The sequence below is a fragment of the Dehalogenimonas formicexedens genome (assembly GCF_001953175.1).
Lineage (GTDB): Bacteria > Chloroflexota > Dehalococcoidia > Dehalococcoidales > Dehalococcoidaceae > Dehalogenimonas > Dehalogenimonas formicexedens.
In genome coordinates, this window is record NZ_CP018258.1 from 1,998,321 (window position 1) to 2,021,141 (window position 22,821).

Annotated in this window: 25 protein-coding genes and 1 tRNA gene; 8 read left to right on the plus strand and 18 right to left on the minus strand. The window is 56.0% G+C overall.

What is annotated here, in order from left to right:
* Position 1 precedes the first annotated feature (1 nt).
* Positions 2-430, minus strand: coding sequence for a C-GCAxxG-C-C family protein (locus tag Dform_RS10435; protein WP_076004914.1), 429 nt, complete (start codon positions 428-430; stop codon positions 2-4).
* A gap of 253 nt (positions 431-683) precedes the next feature.
* Here Dform_RS10435 and hgcC point away from each other — a divergent pair, with 253 nt between their 5' ends.
* Both hgcC and Dform_RS10445 read left to right on the plus strand, forming a co-directional pair.
* Entirely contained in the window at positions 684-950 is a 267-nt protein-coding gene (gene hgcC / locus Dform_RS10440) for an HgcAB-associated protein HgcC (protein WP_076004915.1), read from the plus strand.
* 13 nt (positions 951-963) lie between these two features.
* Positions 964-1,791, plus strand: coding sequence for an arsenite methyltransferase (locus Dform_RS10445; RefSeq protein WP_076004916.1), 828 nt, complete (start codon positions 964-966; stop codon positions 1,789-1,791).
* On the opposite strand, the gene tilS is transcribed toward Dform_RS10445, so the two are convergent.
* From tilS to Dform_RS10510, 13 genes are all read right to left on the minus strand, one after another.
* On the minus strand, positions 1,788-3,230 hold the full coding sequence (gene tilS / locus Dform_RS10450) for a tRNA lysidine(34) synthetase TilS (protein ID WP_076004917.1): 1,443 nt from the start codon (positions 3,228-3,230) through the stop codon (positions 1,788-1,790). The genes Dform_RS10445 and tilS overlap by 4 nt on opposite strands.
* A gap of 9 nt (positions 3,231-3,239) precedes the next feature.
* Positions 3,240-3,866 carry a histidine phosphatase family protein gene (locus tag Dform_RS10455; RefSeq protein ID WP_076004918.1) on the minus strand — a complete coding sequence of 209 codons (627 nt, stop codon included), beginning with the start codon at positions 3,864-3,866 and terminating at the stop codon, positions 3,240-3,242.
* The gene (locus tag Dform_RS10460; protein ID WP_076004919.1) at positions 3,866-5,008 is read right to left on the minus strand and encodes a M48 family metallopeptidase; all 1,143 of its coding nucleotides are present in this window, start codon (positions 5,006-5,008) and stop codon (positions 3,866-3,868) included. The genes Dform_RS10455 and Dform_RS10460 overlap by 1 nt, the downstream gene beginning before the upstream one ends.
* A gap of 8 nt (positions 5,009-5,016) precedes the next feature.
* Positions 5,017-5,661 (minus strand): TIGR03936 family radical SAM-associated protein, encoded by a 645-nt coding sequence (locus Dform_RS10465; protein ID WP_158513507.1) that lies wholly within the window; start codon positions 5,659-5,661, stop codon positions 5,017-5,019.
* Between the two features lie 20 nt (positions 5,662-5,681).
* The gene (locus tag Dform_RS10470) at positions 5,682-7,004 is read right to left on the minus strand and encodes an HlyC/CorC family transporter (RefSeq protein ID WP_076004920.1); all 1,323 of its coding nucleotides are present in this window, start codon (positions 7,002-7,004) and stop codon (positions 5,682-5,684) included.
* A gap of 112 nt (positions 7,005-7,116) precedes the next feature.
* Positions 7,117-8,130 carry a hydrogenase expression/formation protein HypE gene (hypE, locus tag Dform_RS10475; RefSeq protein WP_076004921.1) on the minus strand — a complete coding sequence of 338 codons (1,014 nt, stop codon included), beginning with the start codon at positions 8,128-8,130 and terminating at the stop codon, positions 7,117-7,119.
* 25 nt (positions 8,131-8,155) lie between these two features.
* Positions 8,156-9,247, minus strand: a complete 1,092-nt coding sequence (gene hypD / locus Dform_RS10480) for a hydrogenase formation protein HypD (RefSeq protein ID WP_076004922.1) — start codon at positions 9,245-9,247, stop codon at positions 8,156-8,158.
* Entirely contained in the window at positions 9,244-9,471 is a 228-nt protein-coding gene (locus Dform_RS10485; protein ID WP_076004923.1) for a HypC/HybG/HupF family hydrogenase formation chaperone, read from the minus strand. The genes hypD and Dform_RS10485 overlap by 4 nt, the downstream gene beginning before the upstream one ends.
* Before the next feature lie 58 nt (positions 9,472-9,529).
* Entirely contained in the window at positions 9,530-11,830 is a 2,301-nt protein-coding gene (gene hypF / locus Dform_RS10490) for a carbamoyltransferase HypF (RefSeq protein ID WP_076004924.1), read from the minus strand.
* 8 nt (positions 11,831-11,838) lie between these two features.
* Positions 11,839-12,486, minus strand: coding sequence for a hydrogenase nickel incorporation protein HypB (hypB, locus tag Dform_RS10495; RefSeq protein WP_076004925.1), 648 nt, complete (start codon positions 12,484-12,486; stop codon positions 11,839-11,841).
* On the minus strand, positions 12,467-12,826 hold the full coding sequence (hypA, locus tag Dform_RS10500) for a hydrogenase maturation nickel metallochaperone HypA (RefSeq protein ID WP_076004926.1): 360 nt from the start codon (positions 12,824-12,826) through the stop codon (positions 12,467-12,469). Before hypA ends, hypB begins: the two co-directional genes overlap by 20 nt.
* Before the next feature lie 137 nt (positions 12,827-12,963).
* On the minus strand, positions 12,964-14,574 hold the full coding sequence (groL, locus tag Dform_RS10505) for a chaperonin GroEL (protein ID WP_076004927.1): 1,611 nt from the start codon (positions 14,572-14,574) through the stop codon (positions 12,964-12,966).
* A gap of 31 nt (positions 14,575-14,605) precedes the next feature.
* A complete protein-coding gene (locus tag Dform_RS10510) occupies positions 14,606-14,899 on the minus strand; it encodes a co-chaperone GroES (RefSeq protein WP_076005154.1) in 294 nt (97 codons plus the stop codon).
* A gap of 278 nt (positions 14,900-15,177) precedes the next feature.
* Here Dform_RS10510 and tsaD point away from each other — a divergent pair, with 278 nt between their 5' ends.
* A complete protein-coding gene (gene tsaD / locus Dform_RS10515) occupies positions 15,178-16,173 on the plus strand; it encodes a tRNA (adenosine(37)-N6)-threonylcarbamoyltransferase complex transferase subunit TsaD (protein ID WP_076004928.1) in 996 nt (331 codons plus the stop codon).
* 85 nt (positions 16,174-16,258) lie between these two features.
* Positions 16,259-17,527, plus strand: coding sequence for a M16 family metallopeptidase (locus tag Dform_RS10520; RefSeq protein WP_076004929.1), 1,269 nt, complete (start codon positions 16,259-16,261; stop codon positions 17,525-17,527).
* 28 nt (positions 17,528-17,555) lie between these two features.
* Here the strand turns inward: Dform_RS10520 and Dform_RS10525 are convergent, their stop codons facing one another.
* From Dform_RS10525 to Dform_RS10535, 3 genes are all read right to left on the minus strand, one after another.
* Positions 17,556-18,785, minus strand: a complete 1,230-nt coding sequence (locus Dform_RS10525; protein WP_076004930.1) for an ABC transporter permease — start codon at positions 18,783-18,785, stop codon at positions 17,556-17,558.
* Positions 18,782-19,672 carry an ABC transporter ATP-binding protein gene (locus Dform_RS10530; protein WP_076004931.1) on the minus strand — a complete coding sequence of 297 codons (891 nt, stop codon included), beginning with the start codon at positions 19,670-19,672 and terminating at the stop codon, positions 18,782-18,784. The genes Dform_RS10525 and Dform_RS10530 overlap by 4 nt, the downstream gene beginning before the upstream one ends.
* A 143-nt stretch (positions 19,673-19,815) precedes the next feature.
* Positions 19,816-20,481 carry a 50S ribosomal protein L25 gene (locus tag Dform_RS10535; protein ID WP_076004932.1) on the minus strand — a complete coding sequence of 222 codons (666 nt, stop codon included), beginning with the start codon at positions 20,479-20,481 and terminating at the stop codon, positions 19,816-19,818.
* 112 nt (positions 20,482-20,593) lie between these two features.
* Here Dform_RS10535 and trhA point away from each other — a divergent pair, with 112 nt between their 5' ends.
* From trhA to Dform_RS10550, 3 genes are all read left to right on the plus strand, one after another.
* The gene (gene trhA / locus Dform_RS10540) at positions 20,594-21,259 is read left to right on the plus strand and encodes a PAQR family membrane homeostasis protein TrhA (protein WP_076004933.1); all 666 of its coding nucleotides are present in this window, start codon (positions 20,594-20,596) and stop codon (positions 21,257-21,259) included.
* A 76-nt stretch (positions 21,260-21,335) separates the two neighbouring features.
* Positions 21,336-21,420, plus strand: a tRNA-Leu gene (locus tag Dform_RS10545).
* 54 nt (positions 21,421-21,474) lie between these two features.
* Complete coding sequence (locus tag Dform_RS10550; RefSeq protein ID WP_083635453.1) at positions 21,475-21,771, plus strand: hypothetical protein; 297 nt, start codon at positions 21,475-21,477, stop codon at positions 21,769-21,771.
* Between the two features lie 19 nt (positions 21,772-21,790).
* Here the strand turns inward: Dform_RS10550 and Dform_RS10555 are convergent, their stop codons facing one another.
* Complete coding sequence (locus Dform_RS10555; RefSeq protein WP_076004935.1) at positions 21,791-22,282, minus strand: helix-turn-helix domain-containing protein; 492 nt, start codon at positions 22,280-22,282, stop codon at positions 21,791-21,793.
* 134 nt (positions 22,283-22,416) lie between these two features.
* Here Dform_RS10555 and Dform_RS10560 point away from each other — a divergent pair, with 134 nt between their 5' ends.
* Positions 22,417-22,803 (plus strand): hypothetical protein, encoded by a 387-nt coding sequence (locus Dform_RS10560; RefSeq protein ID WP_076004936.1) that lies wholly within the window; start codon positions 22,417-22,419, stop codon positions 22,801-22,803.
* Positions 22,804-22,821: the final 18 nt, after the last annotated feature.

The following is a 22,821-nucleotide window of genomic DNA, read 5'->3' on the forward strand; positions in this document are numbered from 1 at the left end:
TCTATTTAAGTTCTTCCAGGATCTTCACCGCGCTGGCGACAAAGTTCGGACACAGGCTGGTAAACAAACCCTCGCTCCTGGCTTTGGCCAAGCCTTCGGGAGTGCCGAGATCGCAGCCCAGCAGTTCCGTGCAACCGGTCGTTCGATGAACCGCTACAAACCGCCGGTTGAATTCCTGGATCCGGGTGTAGACAGCCTCGACGCCTTCCCGAGCTGATTTCTGTTCGGAAAGCCCGATCACCATATATGCCCCAGTAACGGCGCCGCATGTATTTCCGGTTCTTCCCATCCCCCCGCCGAATCCCCTCGATAACTTCAATGCGGTTGCCTTATCGAGCCCGAGATCCTCGCAAAAAGCGGTCAATACCGATTGAGCGCAGTTCATTTTGGATTCGATCATGTTCAGCCGCGCGTTTTCAGAACGGGTCATCAATTTCTCCTGTTCCAAATTCCAACCCTCGTTGGGCGTGTCGGCTAATTTACCACTATCCCGAGGATTTTGCAGCATTAATCGTACAAGGCTTTCCTCTCCGGTGCTTTTTGTGAAAGTCCCATAATTTTAAGCGTGGGTTTTGGTTCACAGTAAACCAATTGCTCCAGCCAAGCACGCGCTTAAGACGAACAATTTGACACTATCTGCTTTTTCTGATTATACTGATTTATCTGCCTTTGCGGAGGTTGGGATGACCGAGAAAACAAAATCTACCGAAAGTGGATGCGGCGAGTCGACCGAATGCTGCCGGGTCGAAGCGATAGTTTCCGTCGATGGCCGCGGCCAGGTGGTGCTGCCCAAAGAAGTGCGCGAAGGGCTGGGATTGATTGCCGGCGACAAGATGGCCTTGGTTACGCTGACGCGCAATGGAAAGCCTTGCTGCCTGGTCCTGACCAAGGCAGACAATCTAGCGAAAAACGCCAGAGATTTGCTCGGGCCCCTGGTTAAAGAACTTTAAGGAGAGCACCAAAGTGAAAGACGCTGAAATCAAGAGTTATATAAAGGACCGTTACGGGAAAATCGCCCGGACCGGAGGCAGCGGCTGTGGCTGCAGCAGTAATTGTTGCGGTTCCCCGTCTGCCGATCTTATCAGCCGGGTTATCGGCTACTCAGACGCAGAACTATCAGCGGTGCCGGAAGGCGCCAATCTCGGTCTTGGTTGCGGCAATCCCACCGCCATCGCCGCGCTCAAACCAGGGGAAACCGTCCTCGATCTGGGTTCCGGCGCAGGTTTCGATGCCTTTCTGGCTTCAAAACAGGTCGGTACCGCGGGGAGAATAATCGGTGTGGACATGACCCCTGACATGTTGTCAAGGGCTCGTGAAAACGCACGAAAAGGCGGATACGGTAACGTCGAATTCCGGCATGGTGAAATTGAAAATCTACCGGTTGAATCCGGTACTGTCGATACCATCATTTCCAATTGCGTCATTAACCTGTCGCCGGATAAACCAAAGGTTTTCAGCGAGGCTTTCCGGGTGCTGAAACCGGGCGGACGTATCGCCGTCTCAGATATTGTCCTGCTGGAACCTCTCCCGGAATTTGTGAGGGATTCTATTGCCGCGTATACCGCGTGTGTGGCTGGCGCCAATTTAAAGTCTGAATACCTGGGCGCGATCCAACGAGCCGGTTTTGAAAATATCAAAGTTGTCGGGGAAAATGTTTTTGACCTAGACTTCATCGACATGGCTCCCGAGCTGGTGAAAGAGGCTGAATCCCTGGGGATAACCGAAGAGATGATTCAGCATATTGCTGAAACTATCGTCAGCGTGAAGGTACGGGCGACAAAGCCAGTCTAGCAACCGGTTTTGGTGAACTCCAAACGAAGGATCCGCCGTGAAGACGGGGTCACCTTAACCCGGTCATCAAGCCGGTGCCCAACCACCCACACGACCTGACAGGGGTTGACAACAAGAGGAATCCTGGAACGCCAGGCACGGGGCACTTTGGTGTCGATGAAGAAGTCCTTGACCGATTTCTGAGATTCCATGCCAAGCGGAACCAGACAATCGCCCGCCCGCCGGGCCCTGACCTTAAGTTCATCGCCAACTGCATCCAGATCGAATAGCCCGGTGTATTCATCAGATGCCCCGGCCGTCAAAAGCCCGGTCCCGTTCTCGAGTATTGTTGCCTTAACCCGCCAACCGGAGATCTCCGTCACCCCGGGAATATTCAGGCTGCGCTCTCCTTTGATCTCGGGCAACGGGATATCTTCGAAGGCATTCCTCCCTAGAGTCAGGTCCTGGTAACCCGATACAAAGGCTACGCCATCGAGCAGGTCGATGCTTCGCCCCGTTTCGCCCTCCGCCACATCGAGCATGGCTTCAATATGAACTGCCTCGATGTCCTTCGGACTCCCAAGAACCGAACTGAGTACCTGCCGGAGCAGTGCACGCTTAAGAGCCGGGTGAAGAGAGGCAAACCCTTTTCGGTCGATTGCGACGGTATTACCGTCGAGGCGGACAACCCCGGAGGCAACTTTAGAAGTTTCGGTCTGTATAAAATCGACATCATCAGCGGCAATTTTAGCCAACTTATCAAGCGCGTCGTCAATTCTAGGGTTAAAGTCTTTACGTAAGCCGGGGAGCAGAGTATGGCGAATACGGTTGCGGGTGAATGACAGAGATTCATTGGTGGCGTCGGTACGGAATTCAAGAGTCAACTCTCGGCAATATTCTTCCACCTCGGCTCGCTTGAGGCACAACAACGGCCGAATCAAGGTCAAGGGACCGACTCGCTTGTAACGCAGGATACTTTTGTCTTTAAGGCCCACGAGCCCCGTCAGGCCGGTTCCCCGCAATAGATGAAGCGTCACCGTTTCCACATGATCGCTAAGGGTGTGAGCTACCGCCACCGATGAAGCTCCAATTTTCTCAGCCACCTCTGAGAGAAATTTGTACCGAACCTCACGGGCGGCTTCTTCGGTTGACAAACGGTTTTCTTCGCGGTAAGTTCTGACAGCCCTTGCCTCGATAGTGGAAGGAAGCCCGAGCTTTTGGGCCAGGCCGGCCACAAATTGCGCGTCCTGATGGGAGGCATCCCCTCGCAGTCGATGATCCAGGTGGGCTACGTGAAGTTCACAACCAAGTTCATCCCTGACTTTATGTAATATATGAAGCAGGGTAACCGAATCCGCACCGCCGGACACGGCGACAATTACCCTGTCACCCCTGGACACCAACCGGCGCGCTCGGATAAAATCCAGGATTTTCTTTTCGGTTTTTTGCGTTGTGGTCATGACGCTGAACTACCAGGGATGGCTGTCGACCTGAAAACACGATTCATTGAAAACAACAAGTTTCGCTGTGCCGGCCGGGTCAACCTCGATGATCGAAAGGCTTCCCGTATTTAGCCTGAATTTCCTTATGTCGGTTTCCCTGAGACCCAAGACACGGCAAATGATAGACAAAACCACGAAATAATGGGTGACGATCAGGACCTCGCCTTCGGGAAAACGTGACGCCAGGTTCAACACGACCCGCCAGGCCCGTTCTCTTACGTCGGCAAGCGATTCTCCCCCGGGCAAACTGGGCAACCCATTCTCGGAGACGGCGGTCAATAGTAAACCCAGCCCGCCGCCAACCTCGGCCACGGCTTTGCCCTCGAGTTCCCCGGCATCAATTTCCCGCAGATCCGGTTCCAATTCTACAGGCATGCTCCCGTGCTCTCCGGCAATGGCTTCCGCGGTAACTCTGGCCCGTCCCAGCGGGCTGGATATGATCATGGCCAGCTTTTCATTAGCCAGTCGCCCGGCCAAGCACTTGACCTGCTTCAGGCCGGTCTCATTCAACGGGGTGTCGGAACCGCCGCCCTGGATTCGGCGAATGCGGTTCCATTCGGTTTCGGCGTGCCTGGCGATGAATATTCGGGTCATTATATGTCCGGTTTGTCCTGATCGGGCTTGGGCTTAGCGCCAAATGCTTCCGCCATTTTAACACGGTCGATATAGCTCGGGTGGTCCTGTCCCAACCTTTCCAGGAAACTGGAAGGCCGCGATTCGCCCAGGTTCTGGTCGGTCAATTTTGTCATCGCCGAGATGAATACATCGGACTCGCCGGTCAATCGCAGCGCAAAAGCATCGGCTCCGCCTTCGACTCTCCTGCTGAACCAGCTCTGCAAGCCAAGGCTCGGCGCCGCTGTAACGGTGAGGCAAAACAAGAACAGGGGGAGTGCCGCGGGATCGGATTGGTTGACATAATCCGTTTGCTGTACCCAAAAAGCGTAGAGCGCCGACGCCAACCAAAAGACTCCAAGATAAATAACCGATTGAAAACCGAAGAGCCGCCAAACGTCACCGTTTCTTTGGTGTCCCAATTCATGCGCCATCACAACGTCAATTTCATCGGGCGTATAGGCGTTTATCAGGGTGTCTGAGATCACTATCCGCTTGGTCCGCCCAAGGCCCATCACCGCGGCGTTGGCCAGGGAGGTCTTTTGAGAGAATTCGATGATATAGATGCCTGATACTTTGACGCCGGCTTTTGCGGCCAGGGCGTTCAAACGGTCTTTGAGTTCGCCTTCGTCAATGGGACGCATCTTATAGAACAAAGGAATAAAAATGATTGGAGCCAGCACCGTCATCACCAGAGTGATCGCTAGAAGCAGCCCCCAGGCAACCAGCCACCACCAGCCGGGCATATGTTCTAGAAGCAAGAACATCACCGCCACCGCTACGGCGCCGAAACCAATGCCCATGGCCAGCGACTTAAAATGATCTGATACCCACCCGGACGCGGTCTGGTGCAGTAAACCGTACTCTTTTGGCAGCCGGTATCCGGTGGTATATGAAATGGGAAGGGTCAGGACGTCATAAGCCACCATCAAAATGATCAGATAAAGTGCTGCCGCCACCGGTATCGCTCCGGAAATCCCTCGGGCAATTGTTTCCGAAAGAGGGGTTAGAATTAATGCCAAAATCAGCAGGGTCGACAAAACAAAATTGATAAAACCCAGGCGCCGCCGTTTCCTGGCGTACTCTTTGGCTTGCCTCTGTCGCCCGGCGTTCAATTCAGCCATAGAGTCGCCTAAGCCAACACCAACCGGGTGCGGTGGATTTTTAGCGGGTGGCCTCGGAATCCCAGCGCAAGACAAACCTGCTCCGGACGTCCGGAGCCCGAGGGGTCGTTTTTCAAGCGCATCAGCAGGGAAACATTATCACCGTCGACATTTTCAACGCTGATAGTTTCTATCTGGGCGCGAAGATCATAGCGCTTGGTTTCTTCATCCCTTTGGTAGCTCCAGTCCAGGGTAGACAAGCCAAGCAGGCAGTCAACGGCTTGTCCTACTTCCCCGGCTGACCTGTCTATGACTGACAGGATGCGATATTCTGCGAAGCGTATCTGTGACTGAAGCGAGGGCGCCTCTTCAGGTACGAACATCCCCTGTCCAATGGACAGGTCTTCCGGTAATTTCCTGGAGATGCAGGTCAAAATCGATTCCGCCGGCAACGATGTATCCAACCAGACATCCATGAGTTCGGCTTCCCCGGTCCAGCCAACGGCTAACGGGGCAGCGACAGCCAGGCGGGGATGACCGTTGAAACCCTCCGAATAGGCGAGGTCTATTCCAGCCCGCCGAAATATCCGTGGCCACAGGCGCATCATATCCAGGTGGGATAGAAACTTGAGGCCGTCGCCGCGGCCAAACTGAAAACGCAGGCGTTTCATCATTCGAATAACCTGATAGGGCATCAACCGAGCTGTTTGCCGGCGGTAGAATCGACCCCGGGCGCCCCTGGGCTGGGTTCCGGGGGTTTTTCTTTAGTGATGAGGACTTCTTCGATCTTCCGGCCTCGCATCCCACTTACTACCAGTTTGAGATTTTGGAATTTAAGTACCTGGCCCTGGCGCGGGATTTGGCCAAGCCTTTTCATGATAAAGCCGGCGATTGTTTCATAACCCGCACCCTCGGGCAGCCCCAGATCGAGTTCCTCATTGGCATCCTGGATGCGCATGCCCCCGTCCACCTGGTAGGTAGATTCGTTGATTGATTCGTAGTCTTTTTCGGCTTGCGAAAGTTCGTCCCCGACCGGTCCGACGATCTCCTCCATGAGACGGGACAAAGAGACGATACCCGCGGTGCCGCCGTGCTCGTCTATCACGATGCACATCCGGTAATTTTTGTCTCGCATCTCATTGAAAAGGGTGCCGATGGGTTTGGATTCAGGGGCAAAATAAGCCGGGCGAACCAGGCTGTCGATGGGTTCTCCGGTAGAAATTTCCCCTCTGGCCTGCGCCATGAGAACGTCTTTGATCGAAAGAATTCCAATGACATTGTCCATATTTTCTTCAAAAACGGGAAAACGGGACATTGGGGATTTCTGGTAGATCTCGAAAAAGTTCTGGAGCGCCGTCCCTTTTTCCACGGCGACGACTTCAGGTCTCGGCACCAGGACTTCGGAAACCGGGCGGTCGCGAAAATCGAATACGGCCTGGAGCATCTCGGCTTGAACCGGTCCTACGGCTCCTTCTTTGTGCCCGACGTCGATCATGGTGCGAATTTCGTCTTCATTAAACAAAGAGCGGTGATAGGTCACGCCTCCGCCGAAAACTTTCATAAATCCTGAGGCGATCCACGAAAGAACGGTGACCAGCGGGGTGAACAACCAGGCCAAAAAGCCGATCGGCCCGGCAAAAGTAAGCGCGATGCGATCCGGATGCCGTGTTGCCGCGGTCTTAGGAGTCACTTCACTAAAAATCAGAATGATCGCGGTCGAACCGACAGTGGCTATAATGACGCCGTATTGCTCACCGAAAGCTGAAATCGCCAGGACGGTCGCGAGAGCTGAGGCCGCGATGTTAACGAAATTGTTGCCCAACAGCACGGTCGACAACAGTCTCTCAGGTTTCTCAACCAGTTTGGCTACGCGGTCGGCGCCTTTTACATTTTCATCGAGCATATTTTGAAGACGGTATTTTGATAATGAGATAAAGGCCGTCTCCGAACTTGAGAAAAAAGCCGACAGAAAAAGGCAGGCAATAAGAAGTATCAGATAAATGGACTCAGTTGACATGGTTGTACTTGAGGAGAGTCTTCGGATTCATCGTAACCTGATGATAACACAGTCCGGGAGGGGTTGCACTACCTTTAACATGTCCAGGCCGATTGGCCAAGCATGTCAGGGGCTAGCAGATGCGCGGTAAAAGCTCACCTGAAAGCATATCCACGATGCGCCTGGCTCCGAGGGCAGTCCTTAACACGACGCGGTTTTTGTGTTCGGCTGTAATTTCTCCGATCACCGCGGCATCAATCCCGTACCGGTGATTTCTCAAGGCTGCCAGTACCTTATCAGCGTCCTCACGAGCTACAATAGCTATCATTTTGCCCTCGTTAGCGACATAAAGCGGGTCGAATCCAAGGAGTTCGCAGGCGCTCCGGACGGCATCCTTCACCGGAACTTTCGATTCTTCAATTTCGATGCCCACGCCTGACTGAGCGGCTATTTCGTTCAAAGTGCTGGCAAGGCCGCCGCGGGTGGGGTCGCGAAGGACGTGAATGTTGCTTGAAACCTTCATCATTTCGGCGACAAGGCCGTTCAGAGGAGCGCAATCGCTCTCGACCGGCACGCTGAAGGTGAATCCCTCGCGCTGCGCCATGATGGCCATGCCGTGATCTCCGATGCTGCCGCTTAACATAACTATATCGCCCGGTTTGGCGTTGACTCCTGAGATGTTTACTCCCCTCGGTACGACGCCAATTCCCGCGGTGTTGATAAACAGTTTGTCGGCTTTTCCCCGGTTAACCACCTTGGTATCTCCGGTGACAATGCAAACACCAGCCTCCTCGGCGGTTGCCTTGATGCTTTGGACAACCCTGGACAGATCCTCGAAAGGCAAACCTTCTTCGATGATCATTGCCAGACTCAGATATTTTGGAGTGGCGCCGGAGGTGGAGAGATCGTTTACCGTGCCGCAGACCGCCAGCTTGCCGATGTTGCCCCCGGGGAAAAAAATGGGGCTGACCACATAGCTATCGGTAGTAAAAGCCAGGCGGCCATCGCCGGCGTCAAGGCAGGCAGAGTCGTCCATGCGGCAAAGAGCCTCATTAGCCAGTTCGCCGACAAACATATTGCGCACCAGTTCCTGGCTCAGTTTGCCACCGGAACCGTGAGCAAGGAGTACCTGTTTGGATTTTTCCAAATATGCCTCCCGAAGTCTTGCCCTGTTAAATCGCCTCTGCGAAGTGGTAATAGGCCGCGCACGAGCCTTCGCTTGAAACCATGCAAGGACCAACCGGATTTTCCGGCGTGCACACTTTGCGGAAGAGCTTACACTCTTCGGGCGTTTTCACAGCACGGATTACTTCGCCGCAAAGGCAGCCTGCCGGTTCCCGCGGCGGTTTATCGAGTTTTATGTCGAATTCTTTCTCTGCATCATGGGCGGCGAATTCCGGTCTGATGACCAACCCGCTCGCGGGAATCACCCCGACGCCCCGCCAATTGGCCGCGGCTGGTTCGAAAACCCGGTCGAGCATCGACAGGGCGACCCTGTTGCCCTCGCCCTTTACGACACGGCTGTAGGCAGTTTCCACTTTAGGGTTTCCGTTTTCGATCTGATCGACGATAAGGTCCACGCAGTACAGGATGTCCAGGGGCTCGAATCCGGATACGGCACAGGCAATGCCGTAACGCTCCGGAATAAATTTCCATGCGTCGGCGCCGATAATGGCGGATACGTGGCCGGGCGCGATGATCCCCTGGATTTTGATCTCACCGGCGTCCAGCAGCACCTTGGTTACCGGAGGGGTGACCTTGTGGAGGGATAATACAAAGAAATTATCCAATTTCTCAGCGTGGGCCTGCAGGATAGCCGCGGCGACAGTCGGAGCCGTGGTCTCGAAACCGATGCCGACAAACACGACTTTTTTATTTGGATTTTTCCGGGCGATGTCCAGGGCGTCAAGGGTTGAATATACCGTGCGGATATCGGCGCCGGAGGCGCGAGCCCGATCCAGGCTGCCGTAACTCGCCGGAACCTTGATCAGGTCGCCAAAAGTGGTAATGACAACTCCGGGAATGGCTGCCAGAGCCATCACTTTGTCCAGGTCGGCGGTCGAGGTGACGCAAACCGGACAACCAGGCCCGGAGAGTAGTTTCAGGTGCTTCGGTAGAAGTTCTCGCAGCCCGTAGCGGAAAATGGCCACGGTATGGCCGCCGCAGAACTCCATGATATTAGCCGGTTTAGTGGATTTCCGGCGGATATCCTGTAGCAATTTTTGAGCCAGGGCTGAATCTCGGAATTCCGTGGAGAATTTCATGGCGTCTCCGGGATCATTTCCATTTCTTTGAAAAGCTTCAATGTCTCAAGCGCCTCGTGCTCGTCGAGCACCTGGATGGCAAAGCCGGTATGAAGAAGGACGTAGTCGCCGATCTTGGCGTCGGGCACCATCACCAGACTGGCGCGGACAGTCGTCCCGGCCATGTCGACTTCCGCGATGGTATCATCGATCTTAACAATTTTCGCCGGAACCGCAAGACACATCACAAACCTCCGTTTTGAATTTCCAAAATACTAGATACAAAATTCAAACAAACTCGCCCTATTTTACCAGCGTGGCCGCGGCTACCGCGACCTGTCCCAGGGAGATGCCGCCGTCGTTGGTCGGAACCTCCGAATTAGAATAGACTTTGAACCCTTCAGCGGAAAGCCGGGCAATCGCCCCTCTTAACAATCTCCGGTTCATGAAGCACCCGCCGGATAAGGCAACAGAATTCAGTCCTGTTTCATCCCTTATTATGTCACACGTCTTCAGTATTATGTCTATTAGAGCGTTATGGAACCTGGCGGCAATCTCGGCAACAGGCACGCCGGTATCGAGATCCGCGACCAATTTTTCAAACATCCGGCGCAGACGAACGGCTTTACGTTCGCCAACCACTTCGATGTCGAAGGGATAACTGGACCCGGTTTCAACGCCCTCCGCGGCCATCTCGAGTTCAACGGCGGCCTGGGCTTCATATCGAATCTCCCGGCACACGCCGAGAATTGCCGAGACGGCATCGAAGAGACGGCCGGCGCTTGAGGTTTCAGGAGAATTCAGCCCCCGATCCACCAGTTGTTTGATAAGTCCGAACTCCGACCCCTCGACATCCCTTAGACAGCGGGCGGCCATTGTCAACCCTTCGTTACCAAAAAGCCGGTACAGGTACCCAATGGCGATCCGGTACGGCTTTTTAATGGCCGATTCTCCACCCGCCAGCGGCAGGTACTCAAGCTGCGCGGCGCGCTCGAAATCCAAGTTGTCAGCAATAAGGAACTCGCCGCCCCAGATCTTGCCGTCCACCCCGTAACCGGTGCCATCGAAAGCGACGCCGATGACTTTTTCCTTAACGCCATTTTCAGCGAGACACGACGCAATATGGGCATGGTGGTGCTGAACTTTAACCAGGGGGACGCCAGAGCGGGCGGCCTCAGCCTCGGCCCATTTGGTCGCGAAATACTCCGGGTGCATGTCACAGGCCATAACCTGCGGCTGGATGCGGAACATCTTTTTGTAGAGATCGAGCGTGTTCTCGAAATGCTCGAAAGTCTCCTCGTTTTCCATGTCGCCGATGTGCTGCGACACGAAGGCGTTGTCGTCCCGGGTGAGGCAAAAGATATTTTTTTCCTGTGCCCCAACCCCAAGGATTTGCGGAACCGAATGAGTTAGACGGACCGGGTAAGGCGCGAAGCCGCGGGCTCGCCGCAGCATCCGCCGTGATCCGGCTTCGAACATGGTGACGCTGTCGTCATAACGGGAAAAGATCTCGCGGTTATGCAGGACAAAATAGTCGGCGATCGTCCCCAGCCGAGACAATGCTTCCTTGTTGCCCCGCGCGATGGGTTCCTCGGACAGGTTGCCTGAGGTCATCACCAGCGGCCGGTTCACTTCAGCCATCAGCAGGTGGTGGAGCGGGGTATAGGGCAGCATCACGCCCAGGTACTTCAAACCCGGCGCCACTGACGGCGCGATATCGGTGCAGCTGTTTATCTTGAGCAACACGATAGGAACCGCGGGCGAATTTAAAAGACCTTGTTCGTCGGTAGACGCCGCACAACGGCTTTCGACCTCAGCCATGTTTTCAACCATCACCGCAAACGGCTTGGCCGGTCGGTGTTTTCTTCGTCTCAACTCATCTACGGCCAGTTGATTGGTCGCGTCGCAGGCGAGTAAAAACCCGCCCAGGCCGCGTATGGCGACTATTTTGCCCTCTTTGAGGAACTCGCCAATATCGGCAATGATATCCTGACTTTCAAGCTGCCTTCCCGCCGAATCGACCAGCCGGAGCTGCGGGCCGCAGACAGGGCAGGCATTGGGTTGCGCGTGAAAGCGGCGGTCCAGGGGATTTTCGTACTCCAGGCCGCATTCGGGACACATGGGGAATACTTTCATGGTGGTCAGAGGCCGGTCATAGGGGATGTCTTCGATGATGGTAAACCGGGGCCCGCAGTTGGTGCAGTTGGTGAACGGGTATCTGAACCGCCGGTTGGTAGGGTCGAATATTTCGCTGCGGCATTCGGGGCAGGTCGCCAGGTCGGGGGATATCATCTGGTATTTACCGGCTTCCGCCAGGCTCTCCCTGATCTCAAAGCCGGTGTATCCGCGGGGCTCAAGCCTTGTTGACATAACGCTGGTGATATGGGATTGAGGCGGCGCCTTGGGCTCGAGGTCGCCCACAAAAGCAGTTATGTTCTTTGGCGGGCCTTCAACTTCAATCCGCACCTCGCCCGAGGTGTTGGTCACCCAGCCGGCCAAACCGTTGGAGTGCGCAAGCTGATAGACAAAGGGCCTGAAGCCCACCCCCTGAACAACCCCCTTGACAGATATTGCCAGGCGTTCTACGGTCAAATCCTCGGCCACGGCTTAAATTACCGCCTCAACAGCGATTTCAAGAAGTCTGTCCAGTCGTTGAAACCCTCCCCGGTTCGAGCGGATAGGGGAAACACTTTGATTCCCGGCTTAAGACCCTCTACAGCCCGGGAAAATTTGCCCAGATCGAAATCGAAATAGGGCATAATGTCTATTTTGGTGATGACGACCACATCCGCCGAGGCGAACATGCCGGGATATTTAAACGGCTTGTCGTCGCCTTCCGGCACCGACAGCAGAACCACTCTGAGGTGTTCCCCCAGCTTAAACTCAGAAGGGCAAACCAGGTTGCCGACATTCTCTATGAAAAGAACGTCGATATCATCCAGCGGCAGGTTATCGAGTCCGGCCGCCACCTGCCCGGCGTCGAGGTGACAGCCGCCGCCGGTATTGATCTGGACCACCGGGGCGCCTTTCTGAGCCACTTTTTCGGCATCGATCTGCGAGGCGATGTCACCCTCGATGACGCCAACCCGTCCGTCCTCTCCGAGGCTGGCGATGGTAGCCAAAATAAATGTCGTCTTGCCGGCTCCGGGAGAAGCCATGATATTGACCCCCAGGATGCCGTTGGCGTCAAGCCGAGCCCGGTTGACGTCAGCGTTCTGCGTATTGGCGGCCATTATGTCTTTAAGGACCTTTATCTGCATCGTCCACCTCGATAGAATCGATATAGAATTCCTTACCCGCGGTGACTTCAGCCTGCCACTCGCCGCATTTGGGGCAAATCCACTCATCCGGGGCCGTCGCGAACTCTTCACCGCACGCCCGGCATCTCATTTTAGCCGGAACGCGCTTGAAATTTAATGTCGCTCCCTCGGCGATAGTGCCCTTGGTCATAAAATCAAAATAAAACTGGATCGAATCATCAACCAAACCGGAAAGTTCACCGATAACCAGGTTGACACCGTTGACCTTTTTGGCCCCCGCCTGGGCAGCCTCTTTCAACACTATGTCCAGGAGGCTCTGGGTTACCGCCATTTCATGCATGAAATCGGAGTCCTAATACTAAAGTACAATATATTATTATACCCGGCTTTCTACGATTGAGCAATGCGGCAAACGTGCAAAAAGAAGAGAGCCGCCCTTTGAGGCGGCTCTCTTCCGAAAGGAGACTCGGTTTTGAACTAGCCGAAGTCGCCGGCGGGCGGCGGAGCTTCGACCTTCTTCTCCGGGATATCGGCCACCAGGGAGTTGGTGATGATGACCATGTTGGCCACGGAGGCGGCATTCTCCAGGGCGGAGCGGACGACCATGGTGGGATCGATGATGCCCATGTCGACCATGTTGCCCCATTCATCGGCCTCGGCGTTGTAACCGACACCGGGGGGAGAAGTGCGGACTTTGTCGAAGACCACGGCGCCGTCGCGGCCGGCATTGGTGGCGATCCAGCGGACCGGAGTGGGCAGGGCGCGCTTGACGATCTGAGCGCCGGTAGCTTCATCGCCTTCCAGGTTCAATTTATCCAGGGCGGGCAGGGCGTTGATCAAGCCGACGCCGCCGCCGGGGAGGATGCCTTCTTCAAGAGCGGCGCGGGTGGCGGCCAGGGCGTCTTCGACGCGGGCCTTGCGCTCTTTCATTTCGGTCTCGGTGGCCGCGCCTACGGCGATGATGGCAACGCCGCCGGCGAGGGCAGCCTGGCGCTCCTGCAGCTTCTCGCGGTCAAAAGCGCTCTCGACCTCGTCGATCTGAGCCTTGATGTGCTTGATGCGGTCTTTGATGGCTTCCGGGGTGCCGGCGCCGTCAACGATGACCGTCTTGTCTTTGTTGGTGGTGACGCGGTGGGCGCGGCCCATGTCTTCCTCGGTAACGGAATCCAGCTTGCGGCCGGCTTCCTTGGAAATGACGCGGCCGCCGGTGAGAATGGCGATGTCTTCCAGCATCTGCTTCTGGCGATCGCCGAAGCCCGGCGCTTTGACGGCCAGGATGTTCAGGGTACCCTTCATCTTGTTGACGACGAGCGTGGCCAGGGCCTCGCCCTCGACGTTCTCGGCGATGATGACCAGGGTGCGGGTCCACTGCAGAATCTTTTCCAGGGCAGGCAGGAGCTCACCCATGGTTTCGATCTTGCGGTCGGTGATGAGGATCATCGGATCCTCGAGGACGGCTTCCATGCGGCCGGTATCGGTCACAAAGTAGGCCGAGATGTAGCCGCGGTCGAACTGCAGGCCTTCGACATAATCGGTCTGGTATTTGAGGCCCTTGGACTCTTCGATGGTGATGACGCCGTCCTTGCCGACTTTCTCCATGACGTCGGCAATAAGCTCGCCGATTTCAGGATCTTTAGCGGTAATGGTGGCAACCTGGACGATCTGCTCGCGGCCGCGGATCGGGGTGGACATCCGCTTGAGTTCCTTGGCAACAGCCGCGGTGGCTTTCTCAATGCCGCGCTTCAGGGCGATGGGCTCCGAACCGGCGGTAATGTTCTTGAAGGCCTCGGTAATGATGGCGTGAGCCAGCATGATGGAAGTGGTGGTGCCATCGCCGGCGGCGTCGTTGGTCTTGGAAGCAGCTTCCTTGACGATCTGAGCGCCCATGTTCTCAAAAGGATCCGGCAGGTCGATATCGCGGGCGATGGTGACGCCGTCGTCGATGACGGTGGGAGCGCCCCACGGTTTGGAAAGGGCGACCGGGTGACCCTTGGGGCCGAGGGTGACTTTTACGGTATCGGCCAGGGTGTTAATGCCTCTCTGCAAGGACTTGCGTACCTGTTCTCCGAAAATAATCTGTTTTGCCACTTTTCCTCCTAATCGTTTCTTTCAGTTTTTCTTAATAGACTTTTTTGGCCAGGACCTGGTTCTCCGGCATGATGACCATATCGATACCTTCAACCTTGACCTCGGTGCCGCCGAATTTAGGATAGATCACGAAATCGCCGACCTTGACGTCCATGACTTCGCGGGTGTTGTCTTTGCCTAACCGGCCGGGACCTACGGCGACGACTTCACCTTCCTGGGCTTTTTCCTGAGCGGTGTCCGGGATGACGATGCCGCTGCGCATCTCTTCCTTCTTACCGGGTTTCACCAGGATGAAGTTTTGCAGCGGTTGCACGTTGATTGCCATGAATACCTCCTTCTTGTTGTCTTTCTTCCTCATTATTTTAGCAGTCTCACTGCGAGACTGCTAACACAGCTATAATAACCCACCAGCCTGAATATCGGCAAATTGATCCTCATCAATTGTTGCCGACTTTGCCGTCATATCCTAATTCCATGCAGTTGTTTCTGAACCTTATTTCACTGCAATTGCTCTTCATTTCTCCATTTTTCTTTCTATTTTATCATTATGCGCATGGCGCACGCCTGACTGAAACCTTCACTACGGTCTGTTATAATCATGCGATGAGAGTTTTGGGTATCGAAACCTCCTGCGACGAAACGGCTGCGGCAGTGGTCGAAGAAGGGATTAAAATCCTGGGCAACAAGGTGGCTTCCCAGGTGGACATTCACTCCCGTTACGGAGGAGTGGTTCCCGAGGTTGCCTCGCGGCAGCATCTTCTTTCAATAGTGCCGGTAATGCGGCAATGCCTGGAGTCCGCGTCCCTGACCATGCATGATATCGACGCCGTGGCGGTGACGTGCGGCCCCGGACTGGCGGGATCGCTTCTGGTCGGCGCCAATTTTGCCAAAGCCACCGCGATGGCTGCCGGAAAACCGCTGATAGGGATCAACCACCTGGAAGGCCACATCTACGCCAACTGGCTGACCGGCCACATACCCACGCTGCCTGCCCTGGCGCTCATCGTTTCGGGGGGGCACACCGACCTTGTTTTGATGAAAGATCACGGCGATTATCGACTCATCGGCAGAACCAGAGACGACGCCGCCGGAGAGGCTTTCGATAAAGCCGCCAGGTTGCTCAACCTGGGCTATCCCGGCGGTCCGGTGATCGAGAAAGCGGCCAAATCGGGAAAACCGACGCTCAAACTGCCGAAAGGCGTCATCCCCGGCAGCTCCGATTTCAGTTTTTCCGGCCTCAAGACGGCTCTTTACCGGTTGGCGGAAACCGGCCAGGCCGGATCTCCCAATGATGCCGCCGCCAGCTTCCAGGAAGCGGTCGTCAAGGTATTGGTTAAAAGAACCCTGGCCACCGCCGAAGAGTGGGGCGTCAATCAGATACTGCTGGCCGGCGGTGTCGCCGCCAACGGCCGCCTCAGGGAGAAAATACTCCAGGATTCCCCGGTCCCGGTGTCGATCCCGCCGCTTTCCCTATGCACGGATAATGCGGCGATAATCGCCAGCTGCGGTTATTTTCACCTGGTGAAGGGTGAAAGATCGGGACTAGACCTGGATGTCTTTCCCAGCCTGCCCTTTGCCTCAACCGGCGGACGGGCCTAGGTTTATAAGACCCGGGATGCCCGTTTAGCCCGGCGCGTTTTGGCTTCCGCCCCAAACGGGGTACAATCATTTCCAGAGGTTTAAGATGTACCGAAAAACTGTACTGCCCAACGGGTTAAGGCTGTTGAGCCAGGAAATGCCGCATACGCTGTCCGTGTCGGTTTGTATTTTTGTGGGGACAGGGTCGCGATATGAACTGGAGCCGGTGTCGGGGATTTCCCATTTTATAGAGCATTGCCTGTTCAGGGGCACCGAAAAACGGCCCACTTCCCGCGCCATCTCCGAATCGATCGAGGGGATCGGAGGCATCCTGAATGAAGGCACCGACCGCGAGACCACGGTTTACTGGGCAAAGGCCCCCCGTGATCATTTTGTGTCCACTCTGGACACCCTCTCCGACATGCTGCTCCACTCCAAATTCGATCCTTCGGATATCGAAAAAGAACGCCAGGTCATAGTGGAGGAGATCCACATGTCGGAAGACCAGCCGGATCAGAAAGCCTGCCAGCTGATCGACACTGTGCTGTGGCCGGGTCACCCGTTGGGACGGGATATCGCCGGGACCGAGAAATCAGTCGGCGCCATCACCCGTGATGACATGGGGACCTATATGGCGGAGCATTACCTGCCGGAGAATACCGTTGTTGCCATTGCCGGGGGAGTTTCCGAGAAGGATATCGTTGCCTCCATTGAACAAAAATTGGGAAACTGGCAACCCGGCTCCAGGAAAACGCCTCCCTTTTCCCCGTTCACCGGAGCTGACGGCAGGCGGCTGGTGCTGGAAACCCGGGACATAGAGCAGGACCACTTCCTGCTGGCGTTGCCCGCCCTGTCCATCGCGGATCCCCGGCGTTATACCGAGAGCCTGCTCAACGTCATCCTGGGTGAAGGCATGAGCTCCCGGTTGTTTTCGGAAATCCGCGATAAATTGGGGCTGGCCTATGCCATTCACAGCTATGCCGAATTCTTGAAGGACACCGGAGCCGTCACCGTGGCGGCCAGCGTTGACCCGGATAATCTGCTCAAAGCCCTCGAAGCGGTGATCAAAGAACTCAACCTGCTCAAAACCACCTTGACCGCCCAGGAACTGGCCAAAGCCAAGGAATTGTCCAAAGGCCGGCTGGCCCTCCGGCTGGAGGATTCCCGGCATGTGGCTTCATGGCTGGGCGGCCAGGAAATCCTGACCGGCGAGGTGCTCACCCCCCAGGACGTCATCCGGCGGATCGAGGCGGTGACCCTTGATGATTTGCGGGATCTTGCGGACGAACTCATCCGGGAAGACAAAATGAGATTGTCGCTGGTAGGCCCGGTCGCTGACGAAAAGCCGTTCAACCACCTCATCGGCGCCGGTTAAACCAGGCTTCGGCGGAACCGCCGGCTGACTAGGCTTCCTTGAGCATGTGCAGGATCTCGCCGATCCTGGGTGTTTTGCCGGTCATCAGCAGGAATGTCCTGAAGACCTTGGCCGAAAGCAGCAGCAACCCGAAGATGGATGCCGCCATCACCGTCATGCTCAATCCTATCTGCCAGAACGGTACTTCCGCGGTGCCCACCCGGATCATGGTGGTGATGGGGGCGGTGAACGGGAAAATGGTCAGGAAAACGCTCACCGGGTGCTGGGGATTTTCGATGATGAAGACCAGCCCCCACAGCGGCGAGACCGCCAGAACGCTGAAAATAGCGGCCAACTGTTGGCTTTCGCGCATGCTCGAAGCAATGCTGCCGATTGCCGCCAGCAGAATGGCGAACAGCAGATAGCCCAGGATGAAGTACGCCAGGCCTAAGATGACGAAGGTGGCCGACAGTTCGATCGAGCCCAGGATGGCCGAAAAGTTAGCCGAGGCCAGGCTGGCAAGGAACCGGGCGGAGAACAGCCAGATGGCCATCTGGGCAAGTCCGGCGGCGCCCAGGCCGAGGACCTTCCCCGTTATCAGCTGCCTCGCCGACACACTGGACAGCAGAACTTCCATGATTCGGTTTTCTTTTTCCTCGGCCAGGCCCTGGAGCAGGTAGCCCGAGGAAGTGAAGATGGACATCACCAGGAGGATGCTGAACAGGTAGGGCAACAGGAAGGCGGCCACGCCGCCCTGGTTTTCAGCGGGCAGGCCGGTCACGGGGTCGAGGATGACGTTCGAAAGGTTCGCCGGCGCCTTGACCCGGTCGATGACCGCGGCGCCTACGTTCGGCGACAGAAGATTGTCGAGCATGAAACTCTGGATGGCGCCCAGGCGGTCGCCCGGGACTTCCAACTGACGTTCGGTGGTGAAGCGGACCAACGCTCCGGTAGCGATGTAGTCCTGGGGAATGACGATATATTCTGAAACGGTCTTGTTTATCAGTGCCTGGTTGGCGGCTTCGATCGTCTCGTAGCCGACGAAGTCGAAACTGCCCTCCTGCTGGTGGCCGGTGATAAGTGAGGCCTGGTCGACGTATCCGATCTTGATTTGTTCGACCGGACCGCCGCCGCCGCCGCCCTGGCCGCCGGAGAAGATCTGGCCGCCGAGGATGACGATAAGCCCGACTAAGGGGACCGCCACGGTCATGACGATAAAGCCGGTCCGGCGGATTAAAGTGGTGAATTCGTGCTTGAAAATGAGTGCGGTCTTGCTCACGGCTTCTTCACCACCTGTACAAAAATGTCATCCAGTGAAGGCAGCGACACCTCAAACCGTTCGACCGGCACCTGAGCTGCCACCAGCTGGGCGAGAACGGACTGGGGTGTCGTCGAGCCGTCGAGCTTCAATATCGAGGTGTGGTTCTTGGACTCGACGCCGGAGACGCCCGAAAGAGACGGCAGGGCCTGTTCCGATTCCACCACCACCGAATTCGATCGGAACTGCCTCCGTATGTCGTTCAGCGCCCCGTACAGGACGCGCTGACCCTTATTGATCATGAACAGGCGGTCGCACATCTCCTGGACTTCGTTCATCCGGTGTGTCGACAGGATAATGGCTTTGCCCTCGGCGCGAAGGTCTTTGATGGTGTCTTTGAGCAGGCGGGAGTTGACCGGGTCCAGGCCGGCGAACGGCTCGTCGAGGATGATCAGCCCGGGGTCGTGGGCCACGGTTACCACAAACTGGATGAGTTGCCCCATACCCTTGGACAACTCCTCGATTTTTTTGTAGCGGTGTTCGTAAAGGCCGAACTTTTTGAGCAGATTCTCGGCACGGGCCACCGCCGTCTCGACCGGCGCCCCCTTGAGGGAGGCCATGTAAACGATGGTATCCATTATGCGGAGCTTTCGGTAAAGCCCGCGCTCTTCGGGCAGGTAGCCGATGCAATTTTTGGATCCCTCGCCGAGGTGCTGGCCCATGATCAGGATATCGCCGCTGTCGGGTTTGATGATATCCATCATCATCCGGATGGTGGTCGTTTTGCCGGCGCCGTTGGGCCCGATCAGGGCGAAGATCTCTCCGCTGTCGACCTCGAAGGAGACGCCGTCGACGACCTTTTTTTCGCCGTAGACTTTCGAAACGTCGGATATTTTTACAGCTAACAAAGCCCTTACCCCGGTTGGTTTCTGAATATTCCCGCCATCTTAACCTTTTGATCGTCTAAATGGCAATACCCAAATTAAGAGGCTCATACTGATCTTTCGACCAGTATGAGCCTCGATTTTTCCAGTCTGTCTGAATGGTTCGCTTATTTGGCTTCGGCGGCGGCAGGAGCGGCAGCCTCGGCGGGAGCGGCGCCCTCGGCACCCGGAGCGGTAGCAGCCACCGGGGCAGTGGTCACCTCTTCCGCCTTGACGGTGATCTCGCTGACCTTCGCGATAAGCTGATCGGGGTCGGACAGGATAGTGACCTCCGCTTCGACCTTCAGGTCCCGGACGTGGATGGCATCATGGAGTTCGTTCAGCACCGAAATGTCAACGGTGATACTGGCGGGCAGGTCGCCCGGCAGGCTTTCGACCTCGACATGAGCCATCGGGTGGACCAGGATACGGCCTTTGGTTTTCAGCGCCGGGGCTTCGCCAACCAACCGCAGCGGGATCTCGGCGGTGATCGGCTCGTTCATATTGACCTGGTAGAAATCGACGTGGAAAAGTCCGCCACCTACCGGAGTGCGCTGAACTTCGCGGATGAAGGCCATGCGCGGCTTCTTTTCCCCCTCTTCTTGCAGAGCCACCAGCCGGGTGCTGCCGGCCTGGGCGACAACCCTTTCCAGGTCAGCTGTCGCAGCCTGGAGGGTCTGGGAAGCCAGGTTGTGACCGAAAACGTGGCAGGGGGTGACGCCGGCGCGCCGCAAAAACCGGGTTTTCTTGCCGGTCACGGTACGCGGCGATAATTTGACGGCTATTTTATCCATGTAGATTTCTCCTTGTTTATTCAGCAAACAAATGCTAATTAAAACAGAATTGCCTCCGTAAAGTCAATAAACCCTGGTTTCCAGGTGGCAGTTTTGCCTCCGGCAAGCTATAATGCCGCAAACAAAAAGGAGTCGAACCATCGTAGCCAATCGGTCCGAAGCTTTTTCCTGCTATTCCCACCTGGGCGGCGCCATCGCCGGGGCCGCCGGTCTGGTCGCCCTGCTGGTTTTGACCTGGGGGCGGTGGGACCTGCTCGCGGTGGTCCTGATTTATGGCCTGGCGATAACCGCATTATTTTCGTTTAGCGCCACATACCATGCCCTGAAACGGCGGGACGGCGAAACCTCGATATGGCGAAAACTGGATCATATCGCCATTTTCATCATGATCGCCGGGAGTTATACCCCTTTGGTCTATATCTATCTCGACGGTTTGTGGCGAGTCTTCATGATCGCCATACCCTGGGCAATAGTAGCGGTAGGTGTCGTTTACAAGCTTTTCTGGATGCACGCCCCCAGGATTCTTTCGCCGATTCTGTATCTGGGCATGGGCTGGTTGGCGCTGGCGCCGATGCGCCAATTGTGGCTGTCGATGCCGCGCCTGGCCTTCTGGGGAGTGGTGGCCGGCGGGGTCGCTTACAGTATTGGGGCGGTAATTTACGCTTTGAAACGCCCCAATCCCGTGCCCGGGGTGTTCGGCTTCCATGATATTTTTCACATCTGGATAATCATTGGAGCCTCGCTCCATTTCGCTGTGGTGGTTGCTTCCGTAATATAGCCCGGACCGGTAGCGCGAGGTTTTATTCTCTAAATTCGCCAAAATCCCGATGCCTTGTGCTATAATCTCTTCCGGCGCCGGGATGGCGGAACTGGCAGACGCAGCGGACTTAAAATCCGCCGACTTCGGTCGTGTGGGTTCGATCCCCTCTCCCGGCACCATCAATTCCTTCCGATGTCATCACACATTTCCAATCGACAACCAGCGGGGGAATGATGAAGACGAAACTTTTATTAGTCGCTTTAGCCGTAGTGGCGGTACTGATTCTAGCCGGCTGCGCGGCCGGGGTGAATCCGGCGGTAAACACCCCCGGCGGAGCCGATCATGTCGCCGGCTTTTGGTCCGGGCTCTGGCAGGGAATCATCTCACCGATAACCTTCATAATATCGCTCTTTTCGAACAACGTGAACATCTACGAGGTCCATAACAACGGCGGCTGGTACGATTTCGGCTTCCTGTTCGGAATCAGCATCGCCTTCGGTGGCAGTGCCCGGGCGGCCTGCCGCAGATAATCGGCGGGGACGCGGCCTGCTAAACCGCAGGTTCGGGGGTTTTGGAAACAGTCTCTGGTTCCGTTGACTCGACAACCATCGGCTGTTCAGTCTTATGAGAAAACAGCGAACGTATCCCGGAGAATATTTTTTGCCACCAGGCCGTCTTCGGTGATTGACCATCGGTGATGGACTTGGTTTTAAGCTGGCTTTCAAGCTGCCGGATGCGTTCGGTTGCCGCTCCTAGTTGGGCGGCCAGTGCCAGGTTCTTCTCCTGAAGATCCCTCAAAACGGCTATGGCGTCCTGGGAAGCTCCGGCCAGGGGGTCCCGCTTTTCAAGCGCCGTCCAGGGGTCGGGTGTCTCGAGTTTTTTAAGATCTTCCGGTAATTCGCGGATGCGGTATTCTTCACCGAACGGCCCGTTGACCAGGTCAGCGCGGAGCTTTCCCGATTTGATGTACCGGCGTATGGTACGGGTGGAAACGCCTAGTTTGTCGGCGGCCTGAGCGATGGTGAAGTTTGAAGTGTTCATGGAACGGCCATAGTTTAACGTCGCTGGCTAGGGGTGTCAAGGGGTCTCCGAACGGAGTTAACCGAATTTATTAATAGCCGCAGCCACTTTTACGATACAATTATCCAAAAGAGGTTGGGAGAGGGCTCAAAATCGTGAAAAGAACGGTGAAATCGTTTTTCGGCATGGCCCTGGCTTCGGCTTTGGGAGGGTACGCGTTTGCCATTTTGGGTGCGCTCATTGGATCGAAGATAATTGATTGGAACAGTTACGGCGGGTTCGGCGGCTTGGTGGGGGCAATCGCCGGCATGATCCTCGGCTATGCCATTGGTGTGATATTCGGCATCCTGGTTTTCAGCAAGGCATTCCGCTACCGAGGTTCGATCTGGCTGGCCGGTTTAGGCGCCATCCTGGGGATGGTTCTCATCCTGGGTTTGGCTGAACCGCTCAACCTGAATTCCAATTCTAACGTCATGCTGTGGAGTCTGGTCGTGCTGACGGCATTGTTTGCGGCGTGGGGTTTTCACCTGAAAAAAGTGTGAGCGGGAAAATCAGCGGCA